The organism is Thermus kawarayensis JCM 12314 (genome assembly GCF_055393575.1).
This window is the reverse complement of record NZ_AP043756.1, coordinates 1,158,501-1,177,557: the sequence shown is the minus strand read 5'-3', so window position 1 is coordinate 1,177,557 and position 19,057 is coordinate 1,158,501. Positions and strand designations below refer to the sequence as shown.

General features: G+C 69.7%; 18 protein-coding genes, 1 tRNA gene and 2 pseudogenes. 7 read left to right on the top strand and 14 right to left on the bottom strand.

Annotation, left to right across the window (positions count from 1 at the left end):
- Positions 1–9: 9 nt before the first annotated feature.
- The 7 genes from ACZ5RK_RS06650 to ACZ5RK_RS06620 are packed head-to-tail and all read right to left on the bottom strand — an operon-like array spanning position 10 to position 6,255.
- Complete coding sequence (locus ACZ5RK_RS06650) at positions 10–1,746, bottom strand: V-type ATP synthase subunit A (RefSeq protein ID WP_464908522.1); 1,737 nt, start codon at positions 1,744–1,746, stop codon at positions 10–12.
- A 12-nt stretch (positions 1,747–1,758) separates the two neighbouring features.
- Positions 1,759–2,073: a V-type ATP synthase subunit F gene (locus ACZ5RK_RS06645; RefSeq protein WP_464910063.1), complete on the bottom strand. Its 315-nt coding sequence runs from the start codon at positions 2,071–2,073 to the stop codon at positions 1,759–1,761.
- A gap of 2 nt (positions 2,074–2,075) precedes the next feature.
- Positions 2,076–3,047 carry a V-type ATPase subunit gene (locus ACZ5RK_RS06640; RefSeq protein WP_464908521.1) on the bottom strand — a complete coding sequence of 324 codons (972 nt, stop codon included), beginning with the start codon at positions 3,045–3,047 and terminating at the stop codon, positions 2,076–2,078.
- Positions 3,048–3,050: 3 nt separating this feature from the next.
- Complete coding sequence (locus tag ACZ5RK_RS06635) at positions 3,051–3,617, bottom strand: V-type ATP synthase subunit E (RefSeq protein ID WP_464908520.1); 567 nt, start codon at positions 3,615–3,617, stop codon at positions 3,051–3,053.
- Positions 3,618–3,673: 56 nt separating this feature from the next.
- Positions 3,674–3,973, bottom strand: a complete 300-nt coding sequence (locus ACZ5RK_RS06630; RefSeq protein ID WP_054647550.1) for an ATP synthase subunit K — start codon at positions 3,971–3,973, stop codon at positions 3,674–3,676.
- Positions 3,974–3,985: 12 nt separating this feature from the next.
- Positions 3,986–5,944 carry a V-type ATP synthase subunit I gene (locus ACZ5RK_RS06625; protein WP_464908519.1) on the bottom strand — a complete coding sequence of 653 codons (1,959 nt, stop codon included), beginning with the start codon at positions 5,942–5,944 and terminating at the stop codon, positions 3,986–3,988.
- A complete protein-coding gene (locus ACZ5RK_RS06620) occupies positions 5,941–6,255 on the bottom strand; it encodes a V-type ATPase subunit subunit G family protein (RefSeq protein WP_464908518.1) in 315 nt (104 codons plus the stop codon). The genes ACZ5RK_RS06625 and ACZ5RK_RS06620 overlap by 4 nt, the downstream gene beginning before the upstream one ends.
- 101 nt (positions 6,256–6,356) lie before the next feature.
- Between ACZ5RK_RS06620 and ACZ5RK_RS06615 the strand changes: the two are divergent.
- The 7 genes and pseudogenes from ACZ5RK_RS06615 to ACZ5RK_RS06585 all read left to right on the top strand — a co-directional run bounded on the left by ACZ5RK_RS06615 (position 6,357) and on the right by ACZ5RK_RS06585 (position 11,755).
- A pseudogene (locus ACZ5RK_RS06615) lies at positions 6,357–7,506 on the top strand (class I SAM-dependent rRNA methyltransferase).
- Positions 7,507–7,565: 59 nt separating this feature from the next.
- Positions 7,566–7,775: a DUF3248 domain-containing protein gene (locus tag ACZ5RK_RS06610; RefSeq protein ID WP_464908517.1), complete on the top strand. Its 210-nt coding sequence runs from the start codon at positions 7,566–7,568 to the stop codon at positions 7,773–7,775.
- A 231-nt stretch (positions 7,776–8,006) separates the two neighbouring features.
- Positions 8,007–8,129, top strand: coding sequence for a hypothetical protein (locus tag ACZ5RK_RS06605; protein ID WP_464908516.1), 123 nt, complete (start codon positions 8,007–8,009; stop codon positions 8,127–8,129).
- Positions 8,130–8,149: 20 nt separating this feature from the next.
- A complete protein-coding gene (locus ACZ5RK_RS06600) occupies positions 8,150–8,824 on the top strand; it encodes a metal-dependent hydrolase (protein WP_464908515.1) in 675 nt (224 codons plus the stop codon).
- On the top strand, positions 8,817–9,632 hold the full coding sequence (locus ACZ5RK_RS06595) for a serine/threonine-protein kinase (protein WP_464908514.1): 816 nt from the start codon (positions 8,817–8,819) through the stop codon (positions 9,630–9,632). The genes ACZ5RK_RS06600 and ACZ5RK_RS06595 overlap by 8 nt, the downstream gene beginning before the upstream one ends.
- A gap of 1 nt (position 9,633) precedes the next feature.
- On the top strand, positions 9,634–11,535 hold the full coding sequence (locus ACZ5RK_RS06590) for an AMP-binding protein (RefSeq protein ID WP_464908513.1): 1,902 nt from the start codon (positions 9,634–9,636) through the stop codon (positions 11,533–11,535).
- A gap of 88 nt (positions 11,536–11,623) precedes the next feature.
- Positions 11,624–11,755 carry a hypothetical protein gene (locus ACZ5RK_RS06585; RefSeq protein WP_464908512.1) on the top strand — a complete coding sequence of 44 codons (132 nt, stop codon included), beginning with the start codon at positions 11,624–11,626 and terminating at the stop codon, positions 11,753–11,755.
- Here ACZ5RK_RS06585 and murJ read toward each other — a convergent pair.
- From murJ to hisD, 7 genes and pseudogenes are all read right to left on the bottom strand, one after another.
- A complete protein-coding gene (gene murJ, locus ACZ5RK_RS06580) occupies positions 11,709–13,193 on the bottom strand; it encodes a murein biosynthesis integral membrane protein MurJ (protein WP_464908511.1) in 1,485 nt (494 codons plus the stop codon). The genes ACZ5RK_RS06585 and murJ overlap by 47 nt on opposite strands.
- Positions 13,183–14,258 (bottom strand): annotated as a pseudogene (locus ACZ5RK_RS06575) (PDDEXK family nuclease). The gene murJ and the pseudogene ACZ5RK_RS06575 overlap by 11 nt, the downstream one beginning before the upstream one ends.
- Before the next feature lie 41 nt (positions 14,259–14,299).
- Positions 14,300–14,387, bottom strand: a tRNA-Leu gene (locus tag ACZ5RK_RS06570).
- Positions 14,388–14,401: 14 nt separating this feature from the next.
- Positions 14,402–15,556, bottom strand: a complete 1,155-nt coding sequence (locus tag ACZ5RK_RS06565; protein WP_464908510.1) for an LCP family protein — start codon at positions 15,554–15,556, stop codon at positions 14,402–14,404.
- 35 nt (positions 15,557–15,591) lie between these two features.
- Complete coding sequence (locus tag ACZ5RK_RS06560; protein ID WP_464908509.1) at positions 15,592–16,986, bottom strand: S8 family peptidase; 1,395 nt, start codon at positions 16,984–16,986, stop codon at positions 15,592–15,594.
- 35 nt (positions 16,987–17,021) lie between these two features.
- Positions 17,022–17,819 (bottom strand): ABC transporter substrate-binding protein, encoded by a 798-nt coding sequence (locus ACZ5RK_RS06555; RefSeq protein ID WP_464908508.1) that lies wholly within the window; start codon positions 17,817–17,819, stop codon positions 17,022–17,024.
- On the bottom strand, positions 17,816–19,054 hold the full coding sequence (hisD, locus tag ACZ5RK_RS06550) for a histidinol dehydrogenase (protein ID WP_464908507.1): 1,239 nt from the start codon (positions 19,052–19,054) through the stop codon (positions 17,816–17,818). The genes ACZ5RK_RS06555 and hisD overlap by 4 nt, the downstream gene beginning before the upstream one ends.
- Positions 19,055–19,057 lie beyond the last annotated feature (3 nt).

The following is a 19,057-nucleotide window of genomic DNA, read 5'->3' as shown; positions in this document are numbered from 1 at the left end:
CTTCCCTCCCTAGGCCAGGGCCTTGAAGGCCCCCTCAATCTCCCTCATGGCCTCCTCGAGGTAGCGGGGGAACTCCTCCTCGCTCACGTAGCGGGCCCGGCCGATGCGCTCCACCACGGGGAGCTGGAGGATCTCGTCAATGGAAACCCCCCGCTTGATGGCCGCCTCCGCCTCCTTGTAGAAGGAGAGGATCATCTTCATGATGCCGTAGGCCTTCCTCATGGAGCAGTAGGCGTCCACCTCGTGGTAGGCGTTTTGCTGCAGGAAGTCCTCTCGGATGATGCGCCCCACCTCAATGATGAGCCGCTCGGCGTCCTGGAGGGCGTCCGGCCCCACCAGCTGGACGATCTCCTGGAGGCCCGCCTCCCTCTGCAAGAGCTCGGCGATGGTGTCGCGGAGCTCGGGGTAGTCCTCCGCCACGTTCTCCCGGTACCAGGGGTCCAGGGCGGGGGTGAAGAGGCTGTAGGAGCCGTTCCAGTTGATGGCGGGGAAGTGGCGGCGGAAGGCCAGGGAGGCGTCAAGCCGCCAGAAGGCCCCCACGATCCTAAGGGTGGACTGGGTCACGGGCTCGGACATGTCGCCGCCCGGGGGGGAGACGGCCCCCACGATGGTCACCGCCCCCTCCTCGCCCCCCAGGGTGATGACCTTGCCCGAGCGCTCGTAGAAGGCGGCAAGCCTGGCGGCCAGGTAGGGGGGGTAGCCCTCCTCGGCGGGCATCTCCTCCAGGCGGCTAGAGATCTCGCGCAACGCCTCCGCCCAGCGGCTGGTGGAGTCGGCCATGAGGGCCACGGAGAAGCCCTGGTCGCGGAAGTACTCGGCGATGGTCACCCCCACGTAGATGCTGGCCTCGCGGGCGGCCACGGGCATGTTGGAGGTGTTGGCGATGAGCACGGTGCGGTGCATGAGGGGCCCCCCCGTCTTGGGGTCGGTGAGCTCGGGGAACTCCACGAGGACGTCCGTCATCTCGTTCCCCCGCTCCCCGCAGCCCACGTAGACCACCACATCGGCGTTGGACCACTTAGCCAGGGACTGCTGGGTCACGGTCTTGCCGCTGCCGAAGGGCCCGGGGATGGCGGCAGTCCCCCCCATGGCCACAGGGAAGAGGACGTCCAGGATGCGCATCCCCGTGAGGAAGGGGGTGTTGGGGTCAAGCTTCCTCTGCACGGGGCGGGCGCGGCGCACGGGCCAGGTGTGGTACATCCTGAGCTCGGTGCCGTCCTCCAGGACCACCACCGGCTCCTCCACGGTGTACTCCCCGGCGGGCTTCACCTCCTTGACAAGGCCCTTCACGTCCGGGGGCACCAGGACCTTGTGGGTGAAGCCGAACTCGGGCACCGTCCCCAGGACCATGCCCCCCCGCACCTCGTCCCCGGGCTTCACCCTGGGGGTCCAGGCCCACCGCTTCTCCCGGTCCAGGGCGTGCACCACCACCCCCCGGGTGATGTAGATCCCGGTCTTCTCCTGGATGCGCTCCAGGGGGCGCTGGATGCCGTCGTAGATGCCGTTCAGCATCCCGGGGCCCAGCTCCACCGCCAAGGGAAGCCCCGTGGAGACCACGGGCTCCCCCACCTTGAGGCCCGAGGTGTCCTCGTAGACCTGGACGAAGGCGGTGTCCCCATCCAGGCGGATGATCTCCCCCACCAGGCCCTCGTGGCCCACCTTGCAGATGTCGTACATGCGGGCCCCCAGCATCCCCTTGGCGATCACCGCCGGGCCCGCGATCTTCTGGATTACCCCTTGGATCATCTTCCCTCCATTCTACAGCTTGATGTCAAAGCCGATGGTCCTCCGGACCAGCTCGCGCATGTAGCCTTCCACGTCGGGGTTTTGGAAGGCCTCCCTGAGGCCGGCCACGGGCAGAAGCACGGGGAGGTCCTTCCCCCGCATGAGCCTTTCCACCGCCCGCTCGGGCTCGGGAAGAAGCCCCTGGTCCACGGCCACCAAGGCGTACCCGCCCCTTTGCACCAGCTCCTCCAGGCGGGCCTTGGCCTCTTCCGGGGTGCGGGCGGCGTGGGCCTCGAGGCCCGCCAGCCGGAAGCCCTGGGCCGCCTCGGGATCGGCGATCACCGCGATCCTCATGGGCAGACCACCTCCTCTTCCACCTGGGCGCGGGGAAGGCCGAAGTAGGCCCGCCGGGCCAGGAGCCTAAGGCGCATGGCCTCCCACTCCCTTTCCTTGACGTAGGCCAGGACCAGCCCCGCCCCCAGAGGATCGGTGCTCCCCCGCCTGGCCTCCTTTAGGAGAAGGCACCTTAAGCGCCTTTCCAGCTCCTTGGCCTCCCGCACCCCGGAGAGCCCGGCGAGGGGAGTGCCGGAAAGCTCGTCCAAAACGGCGTAATCCCCCTCCAGAAGGCGGGTGAAGCGCACCCTGTCCAGGAAGCGCCCTCCCCGGACGAAGACCGCCTCCGGGGCCACCTCCTGGCCCTGGAGCTTGAAGGCGGTGCGCAGGTTCTCGGCGTCCACCTCCAGGGCCAGGTAGTCCCGGAGGGCAGGCTCCTCCAGGGCCTTGGCCCCCTTCACCACCCCCTCAAAGAAGCGCTTGGCCAAAAAGGCCTCCACCCGGGCCAGGTCCTGGGTCTCCCGCAGCACCCCCCGCAAGGCCCGGGCCAGGGGATGGCCGGGAAGGGAGAGGACCTGGGCCACGCCGGCGGCGTCCTGGGCCTCGTAGGCCTGGCGCCAAAGCTCCTCCTTCAGGGTCCCGGGGAGGAGGGGTACCTCCTCCAAGGGGCGGCCCGTGGCCTTGGCGCGAAGGAGGGCCTGGAGGTTGTGGAGGTCCTGGCGCAGGAGGAGGAGCCGCACCGCCTCCCGGGCCTCCCCCGTCACCAGCCTCGGCAGGTCCGAGAGGAGCCTCTCCTGGGTGCGGGCGATGGCCCGGTCCACCTCGGGCAGGCCCTGCCCGGCGAGTTCCCCCCCGTAGACGCTCTCCGAGAGGAGGCGCAGGAGGTCGGGGAAGGAAAGGTCCAGGGCCTCCTGGAAGAAGCTTTCCTTGAGGAGGGTGGCCCGCCGGGCCCGCACCCGGGCGTTGAGGTAGCCGAAGTCATCCGCCATGGCCTAGCCCCAAAGGACCTGGGCCACCTGGGAGGAAAGGGCGTCCCACGCCCGCTCCAGGCGGCTTTCCAGGGCGTTTTCCACCTGGGTCCTGCCCTCCTTGCCCAAAACCCGCACCCCCAGGCGCAAGGCCGGGTCGGCCTGAAGCCTCAGGCCGCGCTCCTTAGCCAAGGGCTCCAGATGGGGCAGGTTCTCCGGGTGGGAGACCAGGGCCTCGGGCTCAGGAAGGGCGGAAAGGGCTTCCTCGGCCAGCTTGCGCAGGACCCCGGGCCACTCGGGCTTCCCGGGAAGGGCCAAAAGGGCCTCCTCCGCCTTGGCCCTCACCGCCTGGAGCACCTCCCCCTTGGCCTGGGTGCGGGCGGTGGCCAGAAGGAGCTCCCCGGCGCTTTCCGCCCGGCGCAAAGCGGCCTGGAACTGGGCCTCCAGAGCCCGCTTCCGCCCCTGGAGGAGGGCCTCCGCCTTGGCCTCCGCCTCCTTGCGCAGGCCCTCCGCCCTGGCCTTGGCCTCTTCCAGGAGGGAGCGGATCTCCGCCTCCACCTCCTGGCTCAGAATGGCTTCCAGTTTGGACATCTCGCCTCCTTGGGAAAAGGGCCAAGCCCCTTTAGGGGCCTGGCCCCAAGGACTGCTTAGAGCTTGCCGTTGAGGATGAAGGCGATGAGAAGGCCGAAGATCACCAGGGTCTCGGGCAGGAGGAGGAAGATGAGGGCGGTGCCGAAGTTGCCCCGGTCCTCGGCGATGGCCCCCACGCCCGCCGCACCGATGCGGGCCTGGGCCACACCCGTGCCCAGGGCGGCTAAGCCCACCGCCAGGCCCATGCCCACGGCGATGAGGCCCCGGTCCAGACCCCCGGAGGCCGCCGCTTCCTCCGCCGCCAAGGCCAACGCGCCGAACACCGCCACCAAAAGGAGAACCAAAAGCTTCTTCATCTCTTTCCCTCCCTACTGCGTCTCGCGGACGCTTCTGAACGGCCGGTATGGCCTGCCGTTCTCCTCGTAGAAACCGAACTTGGTGAAGAACTCCACCCAAATCAAACGGATGGGCTGGAGCATGTGGCCCAGGGTGGTGAGGAGGAGGATGAGGAGGTGCAAGACCCCCGCCACCAAAAGGCCCAGGAGCACGCCCAAAAGCCCAAGCCGTTCCGCCATGGCGAAGCCCACGTCGGTGAGGAGGCCCGCCAGAATGCCCCCCGCCGCCCCCACGGCGTAGATACGGATGTGGGAGAGGATGTGGCCCGCCTGGGTGAAGATCTCCGGCAACATGAGCCAGATCCGGCTCATGAGGATGGACAGGAGAAAGACCCCGAACCCGAGGTACATCAAGGCGGAAAGCCCGCCCGCCTGAAGGTTGCCGAGGTAGGAAGCGGCCAGGGCCAGGATGCCCACGAGCCCCCCCAGGTACCCTACCCCCTCCCAGAAGTGGGCCATGTGGCGGTGCTTGAGGCCGAGGTAGGCCCGCAAGGCAAGCCCCCAGAAGACCATGACCACCCCGAAGGCCACGGAGAGGAGGATGAGGAGGTTGGCGGTCTTGGCGGTGTCTATGCGGGGGATGAGGATGGGGATAAGCCCCGGGTGCTCGGGGGTGCCGAAGACCCCCAGGTGCTCCAGGAAGGTGCCGAAGAACTCCCCGTAGACCACCCCCCAGACCACCGTCCAGAAGACCATCCAGTTCAGGATGTAGACCAGCTTGCCGATGACCGGGGGCTTGAGCCTGAGGGCGAAGAGGTCAATGACCAAAGGCTCGTTCCGCTTCACGTACCCGGAAAGCCAGCGCCCCACCAGGTAGAAGAGGAGGGCGTAGCCGATGTCCCCCACGATCATCCCAAACCAGAAGGGGAAGAAGACGGGGACCACCGGGGTGGGGTCAACGGAGCCGTACTTGGGGGTGTTGAGGAAGCTCACCAGAAGCTCAAAGGGCCTGGCCCAGGGGGGGTTGTCCAGGGCCACGGGGACGTGGTCCCTCTCGTGGTGCTCGTCCACGGGCTCAAAGGCGTAGACCACGTTCTCCTTGTGGCGGGAGAGGGCCTCTTCCACCCTGGGCTTGGCCTTCACGGGGACGTACCCCAAGAGCCCGAAGCCGAACCGCCCCGAGGCCAGCTCCTCCAGGGCCTTGAGCCGGGCCACCTCGTCCTTGGCCCGGGTCCAGAGGCTCTGCAGGGTGGAATGGGTCTCCTGGGCCAGCCGATAAAGGGCCTGGCGCACCTCGGAAAGCTCCCGGGGGGCGGCCTCGGCCCGCTCCTTCAGGCGCCTCGCCGCCTGGGAAAGGGGGAGGTCGGCGTAGGCCCCGGGCAGGCGGAGCTCGGCGAGGCCCAGCCGGGAAAGGGCGGCCTTGGCGGCCTCCTGGTCCTTGCGGTGGACCAGCAAAAGGCCGGCAAGCCCCTTGCCATAGGGCTCCACGGCCAGGAGGAAGCGGTCTTCCAGGGCCTTCCTCAGCCCCTCCTCCACCAGGGGAAGCTCCTTGGCGCTGAGGAGGAAGGGAAGGGGGCGGAAGAAGGGGCTTCGGTCCAGGCCGTGGGCCATCTCGGAAAGCTTCTCCAAGGGTTCCAGGTAGGCCTCCGCCAGGGAGAGCTCCTCCAAAAGCTCCTGCCTCTGCCGGGAGAGCCCCTCGGCGTGGGCCTGGAGGGGGGCGAGGGCCTTCTCAGCGGCCTCGAGGCCATCCGGAAAGGGCCTTGCGGGCTCCACCTCCCGGCCGAGGAGGGCGAGGACGTGCTCCGCCCCCGCGGCCACGGCCTCCCAGCGCCTCTGCTCCTCCCGCTCCTCCGGGGAGAGCTTGTACTCGGAAAGGGCCTCCGCCCGGAGGGTTTCCAGGTGGACCACCCCTGCCTGCTGCAGGGCCTGGAGAAGCTCCCTGGCCCGGCCCTTGGGCCCGGCCAGGACTAACTTCTCCATGGGAGCGATCACGGCAAGACCCCCCGGACGACCAGGGCCACCGCCTCCTCCAGGCGGGCCTGGGCCTTCTCCCGCACCGCCCTCGCCTCAGCCTCCGCCTGGGCCCGGAAGCGGGCCAGAACGGCCTCGGCCTCCCGGGCCTCCTTCTCCCGGTACTCGGCCTCCAGGGCCTTGGCCTTGGCCTCGGCCTCCTCCAGGAGGGCCTTGGCCTCGGCCTCGGCCCGCGCCACAAGCTCCTCCGCCTCCTTCCGCGCAGCCTCGAGGCGGGCGAGGAGCTCCCGCTCCTTCTCCGCTAGGCTCTTGATAAGTCCCAGGCCTCCCATCGCCCCTCCTTATGTGAAAAGATGCGCAAAGCGCGCCTACCGGTTAGGCTACCGGCTTCCGGGGCAAACGTCAACCGACCCCGCTTAAGTATACTGAAGCGGTGCGGATTCTCGTCAACGAACGCGGGGCGGAGAGGCTCCTTTCCCGCCACCTCTGGGTCTTCCGCCGGGACGTGGTGGCGGGGCCCGAGGCCCCGGGGCTCTTCCCCGTCTACTGGGGCAAGCGCTTCCTGGCCCTGGCCCTCTACAACCCGCAAAGCGACCTCACGGTGCGGGCCTTCCGCTTCCGGCCGAGCCACGACCCCACCGAGGCCCTTCTGGAGAACCTGGAAAGGGCCTTGAAACGCCGCCAGGAGGCCCTGGAGCGGGAGCCCGAGGGGGGCTTCCGCCTGGCCCACGCCGAGGGGGACTTCCTGCCGGGGCTGGTGGTGGACTACTACGCCGGCCACGCCGTGGTCCAGGCCACGGCCCACGCCTGGGAGGCCCTCTTGCCCGAGGTGGCCCAGAGGCTCAAGCCCTACGCCAAAAGCGTCCTGGCCAAAAACGACGCCAAGGCCCGAAAGCTGGAGGGGCTTCCCCTCTACGCTGAAGCCCCTCCACGGGGAGGTGCCCGGCCGGGTGGTGGTGCGGGAGGGCCGGGTGCGCTACCTGGTGGACCTGGGGGAGGGGCAGAAGACCGGGGCCTTCCTGGACCAGCGGGAAAACCGCCTCCTCCTGGAGGGCTTCCGGGGGGAAAGGGCCCTGGACGTCTTCAGCTACGCCGGGGGCTTCGCCTTGCACCTGGCCCTGGGGTTCCAGGAGGTGCTGGCCGTGGACACCTCCCGGGAGGCCCTGGCCCGGGCGGAGGAGAACGCCAGGCTAAACGGCCTCCGCCTCAAGACCCTCGAGGCCAACGCCTTTGACCTCCTGCGGGACCTGGAAAAGGCGGGGGAGCGCTTTGACCTGGTGGTCCTGGACCCCCCGGCCTTCGCCAAGGGCAGGAAGGACCTGGAGAGGGCTTACCGCGCCTACAAGGAGATCAACCTCCGGGCCATCAAGCTCCTGAAGGAGGGGGGGATCCTGGCCACGGCCAGCTGCAGCCACCACCTGGGCGAACCCCTCTTTTACCAGATGCTCCTGGAGGCGGCCCAGGACGCCCACCGGGCCTTGAGGGTGGTGGAAAAGCGGGGCCAGCCCTTTGACCACCCCGTCCTCCTCAACCACCCGGAAACCCACTACCTGAAGTTCGCCCTGCTGGAAGTGCTCTGGTGACACCCCGCCCCGGCGCAAACCTGGGCTTTGACACCCCTTCCCGGGGGTAGACTAAGGGGGTGGAGAAGGACCTTCTGGAAGCCCTGGGGCAGCACCTGGTCTGGCGCATCGGCCGGGCGGAGGAGGAGGAGGTGCTGGTGGTGCGGGTGGGGCTGGCCTCGGCCACGCCCCGTTTCCGGGAGCTCCCCCGGCTCATCAACCTCCCGGACCAGGAGATGGCCCGCCTGGTCCAGGAAGGCCGGGTGCGGGTGGAGTGGGTGGAAGGATGAGGGTGCGGCTTGAGCTCCACCTGAACGGCCACCCTCCCCAGGGCCTCCCCCTGGAGCTCGCCTGGGAGGAGGGGGGTATTCGGGGCCTCCTTCGCCAGGAGAACCCGGCCCTGGGCGAACTGGTCCTGCCCTTCCGAAGCCGCCTCGAGGGCCAAAGGCTCAGGCCCCTTCCCCTCCCCCCCTTCCCTGCGGGTCTCGGGGGAGGCCAACGGCCCCCTCCTCTCCCTGGAGGTGGAGCTCGCCCTGCCCGAAGGAAGGACCTGGGGGGAGCGGGCCTTCCTCCGCCTGGTGGAGGCCATCTTCGCCCTGAGGCTGGAAAAGACCCTTTCCCGAAAGGCCGGCCTCGGGGTATAGTGACGGCCAAGGAGGCAGGTATGGTGGAGGTACGCTATCTGGGGCACTCGGCGGTTTGGCTCACCGACGGCAAGACCCGGATCGTCATAGACCCCTTCCTCACCGGAAACCCCACGGCCGCCTTAGGGGTGGAGGCGGTGCAGGCCGACCTCATCCTGGTCACCCACGCCCACGGGGACCACTTCGGCGACGCCGTGGCCCTCTCCAAGAAGGGAGGCGTGGTGGTCTCCACCTTTGAGATCGCCACCTACGCCGAGAAGCACGGGGCGAAGAGCGTCCCCATGAACCTGGGCGGCACCTACCGCTTTGCGGGGGGCTGGCTCAAGTGGGTGCCCGCCTGGCACTCCAGTAGCTTCCCCGACGGCACCTACGGCGGCATGCCCATGGGGGTGGTGGTGGAGCTTGGGGGCAGGCGCATCTACCACGCGGGGGACACCGCCCTCTTCTCCGACATGCGGCTCATGGGGGAGCTCGGCCTGGACCTCGCCCTTCTGCCCATCGGCGACCACTTCACCATGGGCCCCGAGGACGCCCTGAAGGCCTTGGACCTCCTCAGGCCCAAAAGGGTGGTGCCCATCCACTACAACACCTTCCCCCCCATCCGGCAAGACGGGGAGGCCTTCGCCAAGAGGGCAGGGGAGAAGGGCGTGGAGGGCCACGCCCTGAAGCCCGGAGGGGTGCTGGTCCTTGACTAGCCTGAAGCGCAAGGACTTCCGCCTGGAGATGCTCTTGGGCCTCGGGCAGACCGCCCAGGTCTACCTGGCCCGAAGCCCCTCCGGGGAGGCCGTGGCCCTGAAGCTCCCCCGGAAGGAGGTGCGCCAGGACTCGAGGCTTTCGGAACGCTTCGCCCGGGAGGTCTCCTTCTCCCTCTCCCTCCGGCACCCCCACCTGGTGCAGGGGCTGGCCGGCGCGCCTTTCGGGGAGGAGGCCTTTTTGGCCCTGGAGTACCTGCCCGGGGGCACCCTGGAGGACCGCCTCCTCCAGGCCCCCCTCCCGCGGGAGGAGGCGGTGAAGGCCCTTCTGGAGGTGGGGGAGGCCCTCCTCTTCCTGCACCGCCGGGGCCTGGTGCACCAGGACGTGAAGCCCTCCAACGTGTTCCTGGGGAAGGGGGTCTACAAGCTGGGGGACCTCGGCACCTTAAGGGCCCTGCAGGACCGCACCCAGGAGTACGCGGGCAGCCCCCACTACCTGGCCCCCGAGCTCTTCCTGGGCGCCTCCCCGAGCCCCAAGAGCGACGCTTACAGCTTCGGGGTGATGGCCTACGAGCTCCTCACGGGGAGGCGGCCCTTCCGGGGCGAGACCTTGGAGGAGATCCGGAACGCCCACCTCTTCCTCCCCCCACCCCCCACCGGCCTGCCCCCCTACCTGGACCGGGCCCTGAGGCGCCTCCTCCTCAAGAAGCCCGAGGAGCGCCTGGGCGTGGAGGAGTTTTTAAAGGTGCTCAGGGAGCCCCCTGGCCAACCTCAGGAAAGCCCCAAGCGCCCAGGCCTAAGGAGGAAGTGAGATGGAACCCGTCTGGTATCCTAACCCCGAGGAAGCCCAGGCCACCCGGCTTTACCGCTTCCTGGAGGCCCTGGGCTTTGAAGACTACGGGGCCTTCTACCGCTACAGCGTGGAGGAGGCCGAGGACTTCTACCACCAGCTCTTCACCCACCTGGGCCTTCCCTGGCGGAAGCCCTACACCCGGGTCCTGGAAGGGGGATTCCCCTTCCCCCGCTTCTTCGTGGGGGGAAGGCTCAACCTGGTGGAGGCCTGCCTGGGCCACGACCCCCAAAGGACCGCCCTCCTCCACGAGACCGAGGACGGCCAGGTCCGCGCCCTGAGCTACGGCGAGCTGAGGGCCGAGGTGGCCCGGGTAGCGGCGGGGCTCAAGGCCTTGGGGGTAAAGCGGGGGGACCGGGTGGGGCTCTGGATGCCCATGGGGCTGGAGGCCGCCATCCTCCTCCTGGCCACCGCCTGGATGGGAGCCATGGCCATCCCCATCTTCTCCGGCTATGCCGCCGAAGCCGCGGCCCTCCGCCTCAAGGACGCCGGGGCCAAGCTCCTGGCCGTGCAGGACGGCTTCCTAAGGCGGGGGAGAAGGGTGGAGCTCCTCCTCGAGGCCCGCAAGGCCCAGGCCCTCGCCGGGACGGAGAAGCTCCTCGTGGTGCGCCGCCTGGGGCTTCCCCTGGAGGCGGGGGAAGCCGACTACCGGGGCCTCTCGGGGGAGGCCCTCCCCCCGGAGGAGATGGAGAGCATGGACCCCTTCCTGCTCATCTACACCTCCGGCACCACCGGCCGCCCCAAGGGCACGGTCCACTACCACGCGGGCTTCCCCCTGAAGGCCGCCCTGGACATGGCCCTCCTCTTTGACCTCAGGGAGGCGGACCGCCTCTTCTGGTTCACCGACCTGGGCTGGATGATGGGCCCCTGGGCCATCCTGGGGGGGCTCATCCTGGGGGGCACGGTCTTCCTCTACGACGGGGCGCCGGACTACCCGGGCCCGGACCGCCTCTGGCGCATGGTGGCGGCCCACCGCATCACCCACCTGGGCCTCTCCCCCACCCTGGTGCGGGCCCTCATCCCCTTCGGGGAGGCGCCCGTGGAGGCCCACGACCTCTCCTCCCTGAGGGTCTTGGGCTCCACCGGGGAGCCCTGGAACCTCGAGGCCTACCTCTGGTTCTTCCGCACGGCAGGGGGTGGGCGCCTCCCCATCGTCAACTACTCGGGCGGGACCGAGGTGGCGGGCGGGATCCTGGGGAACGTCCTCCTCCGGCCCATCAAGCCCATGGGCTTCAACACCGCCGTTCCCGGCATGAAGGCCGCCGTCTTGGACGAGGAGGGAAGGCCCGTGGTGGGGAGGGTGGGGGAGCTGGCCGTCCTCGCCCCCTGGCCGGGGATGACCCGGGGCTTCTGGCAGGACGAGGCCCGCTACCTGGAGACCTACTTCCACAAGGTCCCCGGGGTCTGGGTCCACGGGGACCTGGCCCTCCTGGACGAGGAGGGGCACTTCTTCATCCTGGGCCGCTCCGACGACACCCTGAAGGTGGCGGGGAAAAGGGTGGGCCCCGCCGAGGTGGAGACCGCCGCCACCCGCCACCCTGCCTTAAGGGAGGCCGCGGCCATCGGGGTGCCCCACCCGGTAAAGGGCGAGGCCATCGTCCTCTTCGCCGCCTTGAAGCCCGGCTTCACCCCCTCGGAGGCCCTGGCCGAGGAGGTGGCGGAGCGGGTGGCCGAGGCCCTGGGAAAGCCCCTGAGGCCGGAAAGGGTCCTCTTCGTCCCCGACCTGCCCAAGACCCGCAACGCCAAGGTGATGCGCCGGGTGATCCGGGCGGCCTACCTGGGCCAGGACCCCGGGGACCTCTCCGCCCTGGAGAACCCGGAGGCGGTGGCGGCCATCCGGGAGCTGGGCGGTGCGGGGGCTTAAGTACCCCACCGCGGCTTTCGCCGCGGTGGGGGCCCCAAAAAAGTCTCCCCCCAGCCCCGGCTTGGGCATCCCATGTTGCGAAACCAAAGTGCGGGCACTTAGCCTTCTCCTCCTCCTGGGCCTGGCCCTGGCCTCCCCCTTGGAGTGGGAGGAACCCGCCTTCGCCTTGCGGCTCAAGCCCCTTTACCACCGTCTAAAAGACCTCTGGCGAGGCCCCTGAGGGGAAGGCCCAGCGCCCAGGCGGAAAGCCCAAAGAGCGCCCCTCCCCCCAAGCCCCCGAGGAGGAGGGGAAGGAGGGCCTCCCGGGGAGAGGAGCCCGGGAAAAGGTTTCCCAAAAGAAGCCCGGGTACCGCCGCCAAGAGCCCCGCCAGGAAAGCGCGCAGCAGGTAGGGGGGCACGTACCCCACCCCCACCCCTTCCCGTTCCAGCCGGGAGAGGTAGAGGAAGAGGCCCAGATATCCCGCCAGGGCCGTGGCGAGGTTGAGGAGGAAAAGCCCCGCGTCCCGCAAAAGCCAGTAGCCCAGGGTGTTGAGGAGGAAGACCGCCGCGCTGGCCGAGACCGCCTCCCGCACCCGCCCCAGGGCGTAGAGCCCCCGGAGGAAGAGGGTGTTCACCCCCCAAGGGAGCACGGCAAACCCCAAGGCGGCGAGGACCTGGGCGCTGTAGGCCCGGTTCTCCGGGGTGAGGGGCCCGAAGAGGCCGAAGAGGAGGACCACCACGAAGGGGGCGAGGCCCGTGAGGAGCCCCCCCAGGAGGGCCAACACCAGGCCCAGGCGCTCAAAGGGGCCCCGGAGGAAGCGGGAGAGCTCCTCCCCCCTTAGGGCGCTCATGCGGGGGAAGAGGGCGATGGCGGGACTGGTGGCGAAGAGGCCCAGGACCATCTGGAAGACCACCTCGGCGTTGTAAAAGCCCGTGACCGCCGCCGGGGGATAGCGGGTGAGGATGTTGGTGAGGACCAGGTTGAGGAACTGGCGCAAGGAGGTGGTGAAGGCGAAGGGGCCCATGCGCAGGAGGGCAGGGAGGAAGGCCGGGTGCCAGCGCCACTCCAGGCGGAAGCCCCTTAGAAAGGGGAGCTGGACCAGGGCCTGGAAAAGCCCCCCCAGGGCCACGGAGAGGCCCAGAAAGGTGGGGTCCCCGGGAAAGAGGGCCATGAGGCCGATGGCCACCAGGTTGAAGGCGATGGGGCCTAGGGCGTAAGGCAGAAAGCGCTCCTCCGCCTGGAGGAAGGCCGAAAAGAGGGCGGCCATGGAGAGGCCCAGGAGGAAGGGAAGGAGAAGCCGGGTGAGGTAAACCACCTGGGCGAAGGCCTCAGGGGTCCTGAGGTGGCTCCCCTCGGCCACCAAAAGCCCGGCCACCCAGGGGGCGAGGAGGTAGCCCAGGCCCAGGACCAGGAGGTTCACCCCGAGGAGGAAGGCGGCGAAGCGGCGGGCGAAGGCCTGGGCCTCCTGGGGAGGGAGGCCCTTCAGGAGGGGGATGAGGGCGTTTTGCACCGCTCCCTCGGCGAGGAGCTCCCGGAAGAGGTTCGGCACCCTATAGGCCACGTTGAAGGCGTCTTTGAGGGCATCGGGGTAGAGGGCGTTGAAGACCGCCTGGCGCACGAGGCCCAGGACCCTCGAGGCCAGGGTCCCCCCCATGACCAGGAGGACCTTACGCAGCATGGCCTTCCAGCGCCTCCTGGAAGACCTCGAGGAAGTTCGCCTGGTTCACCACCGTGAGCCCGTGAAGGGCGGAAAGCTCCTTGGCCCGGGCCTTGTCCATGCCCAAAAGGACCAGGAAGCTCTCCCTCTGGGAAAGGCCGAGCACCTTCTTAAGCCCGGCGTACTTGGCGATGTGGGCCTGGAACTCCCCGGTCTTGGCCTCAAACCAGTAGACCCTCTCCCCCACCCGCGCCAAGACGTCCAGCTCCATGGCCTCCCCACCGGGAAGGGTCACCTGGTAGCCCACCGCCACCTCGTGGGGCAGGTTCTTGGAGCGGAGAAGCTTGCGCACCCTCTCGGCCACGTACCGCTCCAGCCACCCCCCGGTGAGGAAGTTCTGCACCCAGCCCTCGGTGCTGGCCTTGGCCCGGAGGCGCCGGTCCTCGCTTTTGTAGTGGTAGGAGGTGAGGAGGGCGTACTGCTTGAGCATGGTGCAGAACTGGGTGGAGTTGGCGATCTCCTCCTGGGAGGCCTCGGCTAAGGAGAGCTCAAACTGGCGCTTGGTGGAGAGGCTCTGCTTCAAGCGCTCGTAGAGCTTCTCCAGGCTGGGGTAGCGGTCCCCCAGGAAGAGGGCCAGGCGGGTGAGGACCTTTTCCTTCTCCTCTTCCTCCTGGGGCCTCCGCACCACCTGGATGCCCAGGCCCTGCAACCACTCCTCCAGGGAGGCGGGCTTTTTGGGCCTGGGGCCCTCCGGCGCCTTAAGGGCCTCGAGGGGGGTCTGGCCGCCCCGGAGGCCTCCTGCAAAAGCCGCCACATCTCCCCCGCCAGGGCGAAGAAGCGGGCCCGCAGGGGGTCCTCCTCCCCCTCCAGCCCCAAAGGCACCGCCCCAGAGCGCAAAGCCCCCACCAGCCAGGCCTCCAGGGCCTCCCGGAGCGCTTCCCGGGCGGCCTCGAGATGGGGGGCCTCCACCCGGAGGCCCTGCTCGGGAAGCTCCCCCACGTAGCGGCCTGGGCCCAAGAGGTCATAGCGGGCCTGGGCCATAACCCGCTCCAAATACCGGGTGATCACGCCCACGCCCTCAAGCATAGCAAGTCCAAGGGAAAGGCCCCGGTCTTCCCGGGGCCCTCTGGTGCCGGGGACGGGACTCGAACCCGTACGGGGGTAACCCCCCAGCGGATTTTAAGTCCGCAGCGTCTACCGTTCCGCCACCCCGGCGGGCGCTTCCCATGCTACTCAAAGGAAACCTCCCCGCCAAGCCTCAAGGTGAGGTCTGCCCCCAGGACCGCTTCCCCGCTCACGCGGTGAGGCACCCCCAGGGCCTCGCCCAAAGCTTTGGCCAGGAGCCCAGGGCCGTTCTCCAGGACCTCGGTGCGGGAAGGAGGCAGGTCCACGGGATGGAGAAGGGTCCTTAAGCCCAGGGAACGGAGCTTCTCCCGGACCCTTTCCGCCAGGGCCTCCTGGCCCGGGCCGTAGACCAAGGCCACCAGCCGGCCCTCCAGGGCCGCCTCTCCCAGGGGAGCCCCTTGCCCGAAGTAGACCCCCAGAAGGGTGCGCAACGCCTCCCGGTCCACCTCCCAGCCCCCGCCTCCAAAGCGCCCGGGAAGGAGAAGGCTCACCAGCTCCGGCCGCTTGGTGGCGAAGCCCAAGATGGCCCCCCGCTCCTCCCGGGTGAGGTCGGTCTTGACGTAGGGCTCCACCGCCGCCACCACCCGGGGCAGGCGGAGGAGGCCCGCCGGAGAGAGGAGCTTTTCCTTTAGGGCGTGGAAAAAGGCCTGCTGCCGCTGGATGCGCCCGATGTCCCCCAGGGCGTCCTTGCGGAAGCGCAGGTACCCTTCGGCCTCCTCCCCTCCAAGCACCTGGCAGCCCGGCTTAAGGTCAATGGAAAGGCCCGCCGCCGTGTCCCGGTAGCGCATGGGCCGCTCCACGCAGACCCTAACCCCCCCCAGGGCGTCCACCGCCTCCCGCAGGGCCTCGGTGCTCACCACCAGGTAGCGCTCAGGGCGCACCCCCGTGATCTGGGCCACGGCCTCCACCATGAGCTCCGGCCCCCCTAAGGGGCTCGCCGCATTGACCTTGTGCCAGCCAAAGCCCGGGAGGTCCACCCAAACGTCCCGGGGAATGGAAAGGACCACCACCCGGTTCGCCCCCGGGTCCAGGCGCACCAGGAGGATGGTGTCCGCAAGGCCCCGGAAACGCTCGGGGGCCCTTTTGTGGTAGCCCGAGTACTCGGGGCTGGAGCCGTAGACCAAAAGGGTGAGGGGCACCCGCAGGCCTTCCCGGGAGGGGAGGGCCCCCTGGCGCACCGCGGGGCCCAGGAGGGGGTAGGCCCAAAGGGCCAGGGCCGCGACAAAGAGGAGGAAGAGGCCGAGCAACACGCGCCGCACGGGGGCTTAGTCTACTCCCTCCCGGGTGAGGTGGATTAGGGGAAGCAGTACGTGGTGTCCGTCATCACCCGGTCGGCCTGAAGGAGGCCGTAGCCGGTCTGGGAGTTGTAGTTTCCCCCGTTGGCCGCAGTGTGGGTCAGGCAGAGGCGGATCTGGTCGGGGTTTGGCCCTTGGCCGTAGCGGGCGTAATACCTGGCCACGTAGAGCGCCGCGAGGGCGCTGGCCTGGGGCGCGGCGAAGGAGGTGCCGGCCCACCTGGCGTAGGCGCCGAGGGTCTGGTAATAGGGGTAGTTCTGCCCGAGGGCCAAGGACCAGAGGGTTTGGGATGGGTTCCTGTTCCCCGCCGCCGTCAGCACCAGGTCCGTAGGCTGGGTGGAGTAGCTGGAGAAGTCGGAACGGGTCCCGTCTAACTTGGCGGAGCCCACGGCCAAGACACCAGGGTAGGCCGCTGGGTAGTAAAGGCCCTCGGTGCCGCCGTTCCCCGAGGAGGCCACGGGAAGGGTACCTTTGGAGAGGGCGTAGCCCAGGGCCTGCTGCACCGCCCCGTCCAGGGGCGTGGGGCTACCCAGGCTGAGGTTGGCCACGGCGGCCCCCTGGTCGGCGGCGTAGCGGAGGGCGCTCGCGAGGACGTCCGAAGTGGAGGAGTAGCTCCCCCCCACCCAGTAGAAGACCTTGAGAGGGAGGACCTTCACCCGGTTCAGGCCCGCCCCGGGGATCCCCCGGTTGTTGTCGGCCACGGCCGCCACCAGCCCCGCCACCCCCTGGCCGTGGTCGGCCTCGCCAGCCTGATAAGCGTACCCCTGGGGGGGCGGGGACGGGCTCAGGTCCTCTGGGGCCAAGCCGTCCGGAGTAAGGTTCCGCCCTGGAAGGAGGTTAGCCTGGAGGTCGGGGTGGGCCGGGTTGAAGGCAGTGTCTAAGACGGCCACCACCGGGGTGCAGAGAAGGGGGCCCATGAGGTCCCAGACCGCCTCCAGGTGGATGGCCTGATAGTAGGGCTGGAGCCTCGAGGCGTCCAGGGGGCTTGCGGGATACAGGGGGTCGTTGGGGGTGAAGAGGGGGCGGTAGAGGTAGTTGGGCTGCACCCACCGGGCCCCGGCCCGGAGAAGGGCCGCCGCCTTCGCCGCCTCCTCGCCCGGAGGAACCCGGAGGCGAAGAAAGCCCCCAGGCAAGCTCCCCGCAAGCCCCACCCCCTCCACGCGGCCTGCCAGGGCCTGGGGGGTGATCCCGCCGGGGAGGACCAGGAGCTCTCCCGGCACGTGGGGAGCGGAGAAATCCCCCAGGCCCTGGGGCCCCGGCGGAAGGCCCTGCGGGGCGAGGCCCTGGGGGGTCGGGGCGCAGGAGGCAGGAGGAGGGGGCGGAGGGGTTTGCGGGCAGGCGGTGAGGAGGAGGGCCACGCCCAGAAGAAGGGCGGGCAGGGCAAGCCGCTTCATGCTCCCCACTATAGCCCCCGGGGCTAGGGCGCGCCTTAAGCCCGGGCTAAGGTTTCCCGAATCCTCTCCGCCAGCTTCTCCAGGAAGCCGAAGAACATGGGCCCGTAGTGGGCGAGCTCGTCCCCGTCCGTGGCCGCCACGGGGAAGTCCCAGCCCCGCTCGGCGGCCAGGGCCCTCGCCTTCTCCAGGGGGTTTTTGCCCCAGGGCTTGGGCTCGTAGAGGAAGAGGTCCGGGGCCCTCCGCCGCACCTCCTCCAGGTCGGGGGCGAAGTAGGCCTGGGGCACGTCCAGGAAGATGGGCCGAAGGCCCAGGTGGAGGAGGGCCTGGGCGATGTAGCTCCCCCGGCCCACGGTGATGGGCCCGCCCAGGTCCATCTCAAAGTAAACCCTGAGGGCGAAGCGGTCCTTCAGGGCGGCGTAGCGGAGGGCGAGCTCGTGGGCGAGGGCGGCGGCCTTCTCCTCCAGGTCCAGGAGGTGGCCCAGGGTGGAGAGATTTTCCAAGATGCCGTAAGGGCTCGTGGGCAGGGGCACGGCGTAGACGGGAAAGCCTTCCTCCTTAAGCCTCAGGGCCTGCTCCCGCTGCACCCCGGTGGAGAGAAGGACCAGGTCGGGCTCCAGGCTTCGCAAAAGCTCCAGGCGGGTCTTGGTGTAGGAGGCCACCACGGGGAGGGAGAGGACCTGGGCCGGGCGGTGGCAGAAGGCGCTCCGGCCCACGAGCCTGTCCCCAAGGCCCAGGGCGAAGAGGGCGTCGGTGAGGTTCGGGGCCAGGGAGACGATGCGGAGGAAGCGGTCGGGGAGGTCCAGAGGGCCCAAGAGCTCGTGGAAGACCTTCATCGCCTGAGGTCCAAGGAGCGGGCGTGCCCCTCGAGGCCCTCCGCCCGGGCCAGGAGGGCCCCCTTCTCGGCCAGGGCCCGCACGGCCCCTTCCGCAAGCCCCATCACGGGGATCACCTTGAGGAAGTCCCGCACCGCTAGGCCTCCCTGGAAGCGGGCGGTGCCCGAGGTGGGCATCACGTGGCTAGGCCCGGCGATGTAGTCCCCCAGGGCCTCCGGGCTTCCCTCCCCCAGGAAGACGCCCCCGGCGTTCTGCACCCGGCCGAGCCAGGGAAGGGGGTCGGCCAGGGCCAGGCAGAGGTGCTCGGGAGCGTAGAGGTTGGCGAGGTCCAGGGCCTCCTCCAGGTCCCGGGTGAGCACCAGGCCGCCCCTCTCCAGGGCCCTCCTGGCGATCTCCGCCCGGGGAAGGTCCTGGAGCTGGCGGAAAAGCTCGGCCTCCACCCTCTCCAAGAGGGCCCGGTCCGGGGAGAGGAGCCAGGGCTCGGAGTCGGGGCCGTGCTCCGCCTGGGCCAGGAGGTCGGCGGCGAGGAGCCTAGGAGAGGCGGAGCCGTCGGCCACGATGAGGGTCTCCGTGGGCCCGGCGAGGCCGTCCAGGCCCACCACCCCGAACACCTGCCGCTTGGCCGCCACCACGTAGGCGTTGCCCGGGCCCACGATCTTGTCCACCCGGGGCACGCGCGCGGTGCCGTAGGCCAAGGCGGCGACGGCCTGGGCCCCGCCCATGGCGAAGAGGCGGTCGGCCCCCGCCACCCAGGCGGCGGCCAGGACGCCGGGGTGGACCCTGGGGGGGCTGGCCACGATGACCTCCCCCACCCCGGCCACCTTGGCGGGCACCACGGTCATGAGGAGGCTGGAAAGGAGGGGGGCGCTTCCCCCGGGCACGTACACCCCCACCCGGGAGAGGGGGCGCACCAGCTGGCCCAGGACCCCGCTTCCGTCCGCCCGGAGAAACCCTCCCCGGGCCTCCTCCCGGTAGAAGGCCTCAATGCGCTCCCTGGCCGTTTCCAGGGCGTCCCGCAGCTCCTCGTCCAGGTCCTCGTAGGCTTCCCGCCAGGCCTTTTTGGGGACCTCCTCCACGGGGTGGCCGTCCAGGTCCAGGCTCAGGCGGTCCAGGGCGGGGTCCCCCTCCTCCCGCACGGCCTCGAGGATCCCCCGGACGATCTCCTCCACCGTGGGGTCAAAGGCCAGGCCCCGCCGGGCGAAGCGCTCCCGTACCTCCTCCGCGCGGTAGATCATGCC

Coding starts and splice junctions, on each gene's coding strand:
- ACZ5RK_RS06650 (WP_464908522.1), bottom strand. CDS start 1,746: ATGATCCAAGGGGTAATCCAGAAGATCGCGGGCCCGGCGGTGATCGCC.
- ACZ5RK_RS06640 (WP_464908521.1), bottom strand. CDS start 3,047: ATGGCGGATGACTTCGGCTACCTCAACGCCCGGGTGCGGGCCCGGCGG.
- ACZ5RK_RS06635 (WP_464908520.1), bottom strand. CDS start 3,617: ATGTCCAAACTGGAAGCCATTCTGAGCCAGGAGGTGGAGGCGGAGATC.
- ACZ5RK_RS06630 (WP_054647550.1), bottom strand. CDS start 3,973: ATGAAGAAGCTTTTGGTTCTCCTTTTGGTGGCGGTGTTCGGCGCGTTG.
- ACZ5RK_RS06620 (WP_464908518.1), bottom strand. CDS start 6,255: ATGGGAGGCCTGGGACTTATCAAGAGCCTAGCGGAGAAGGAGCGGGAG.
- ACZ5RK_RS06600 (WP_464908515.1), top strand. CDS start 8,150: ATGGTGGAGGTACGCTATCTGGGGCACTCGGCGGTTTGGCTCACCGAC.
- ACZ5RK_RS06590 (WP_464908513.1), top strand. CDS start 9,634: ATGGAACCCGTCTGGTATCCTAACCCCGAGGAAGCCCAGGCCACCCGG.
- murJ (WP_464908511.1), bottom strand. CDS start 13,193: ATGCTGCGTAAGGTCCTCCTGGTCATGGGGGGGACCCTGGCCTCGAGG.
- ACZ5RK_RS06560 (WP_464908509.1), bottom strand. CDS start 16,986: ATGAAGCGGCTTGCCCTGCCCGCCCTTCTTCTGGGCGTGGCCCTCCTC.
- ACZ5RK_RS06555 (WP_464908508.1), bottom strand. CDS start 17,819: ATGAAGGTCTTCCACGAGCTCTTGGGCCCTCTGGACCTCCCCGACCGC.
- hisD (WP_464908507.1), bottom strand. CDS start 19,054: ATGATCTACCGCGCGGAGGAGGTACGGGAGCGCTTCGCCCGGCGGGGC.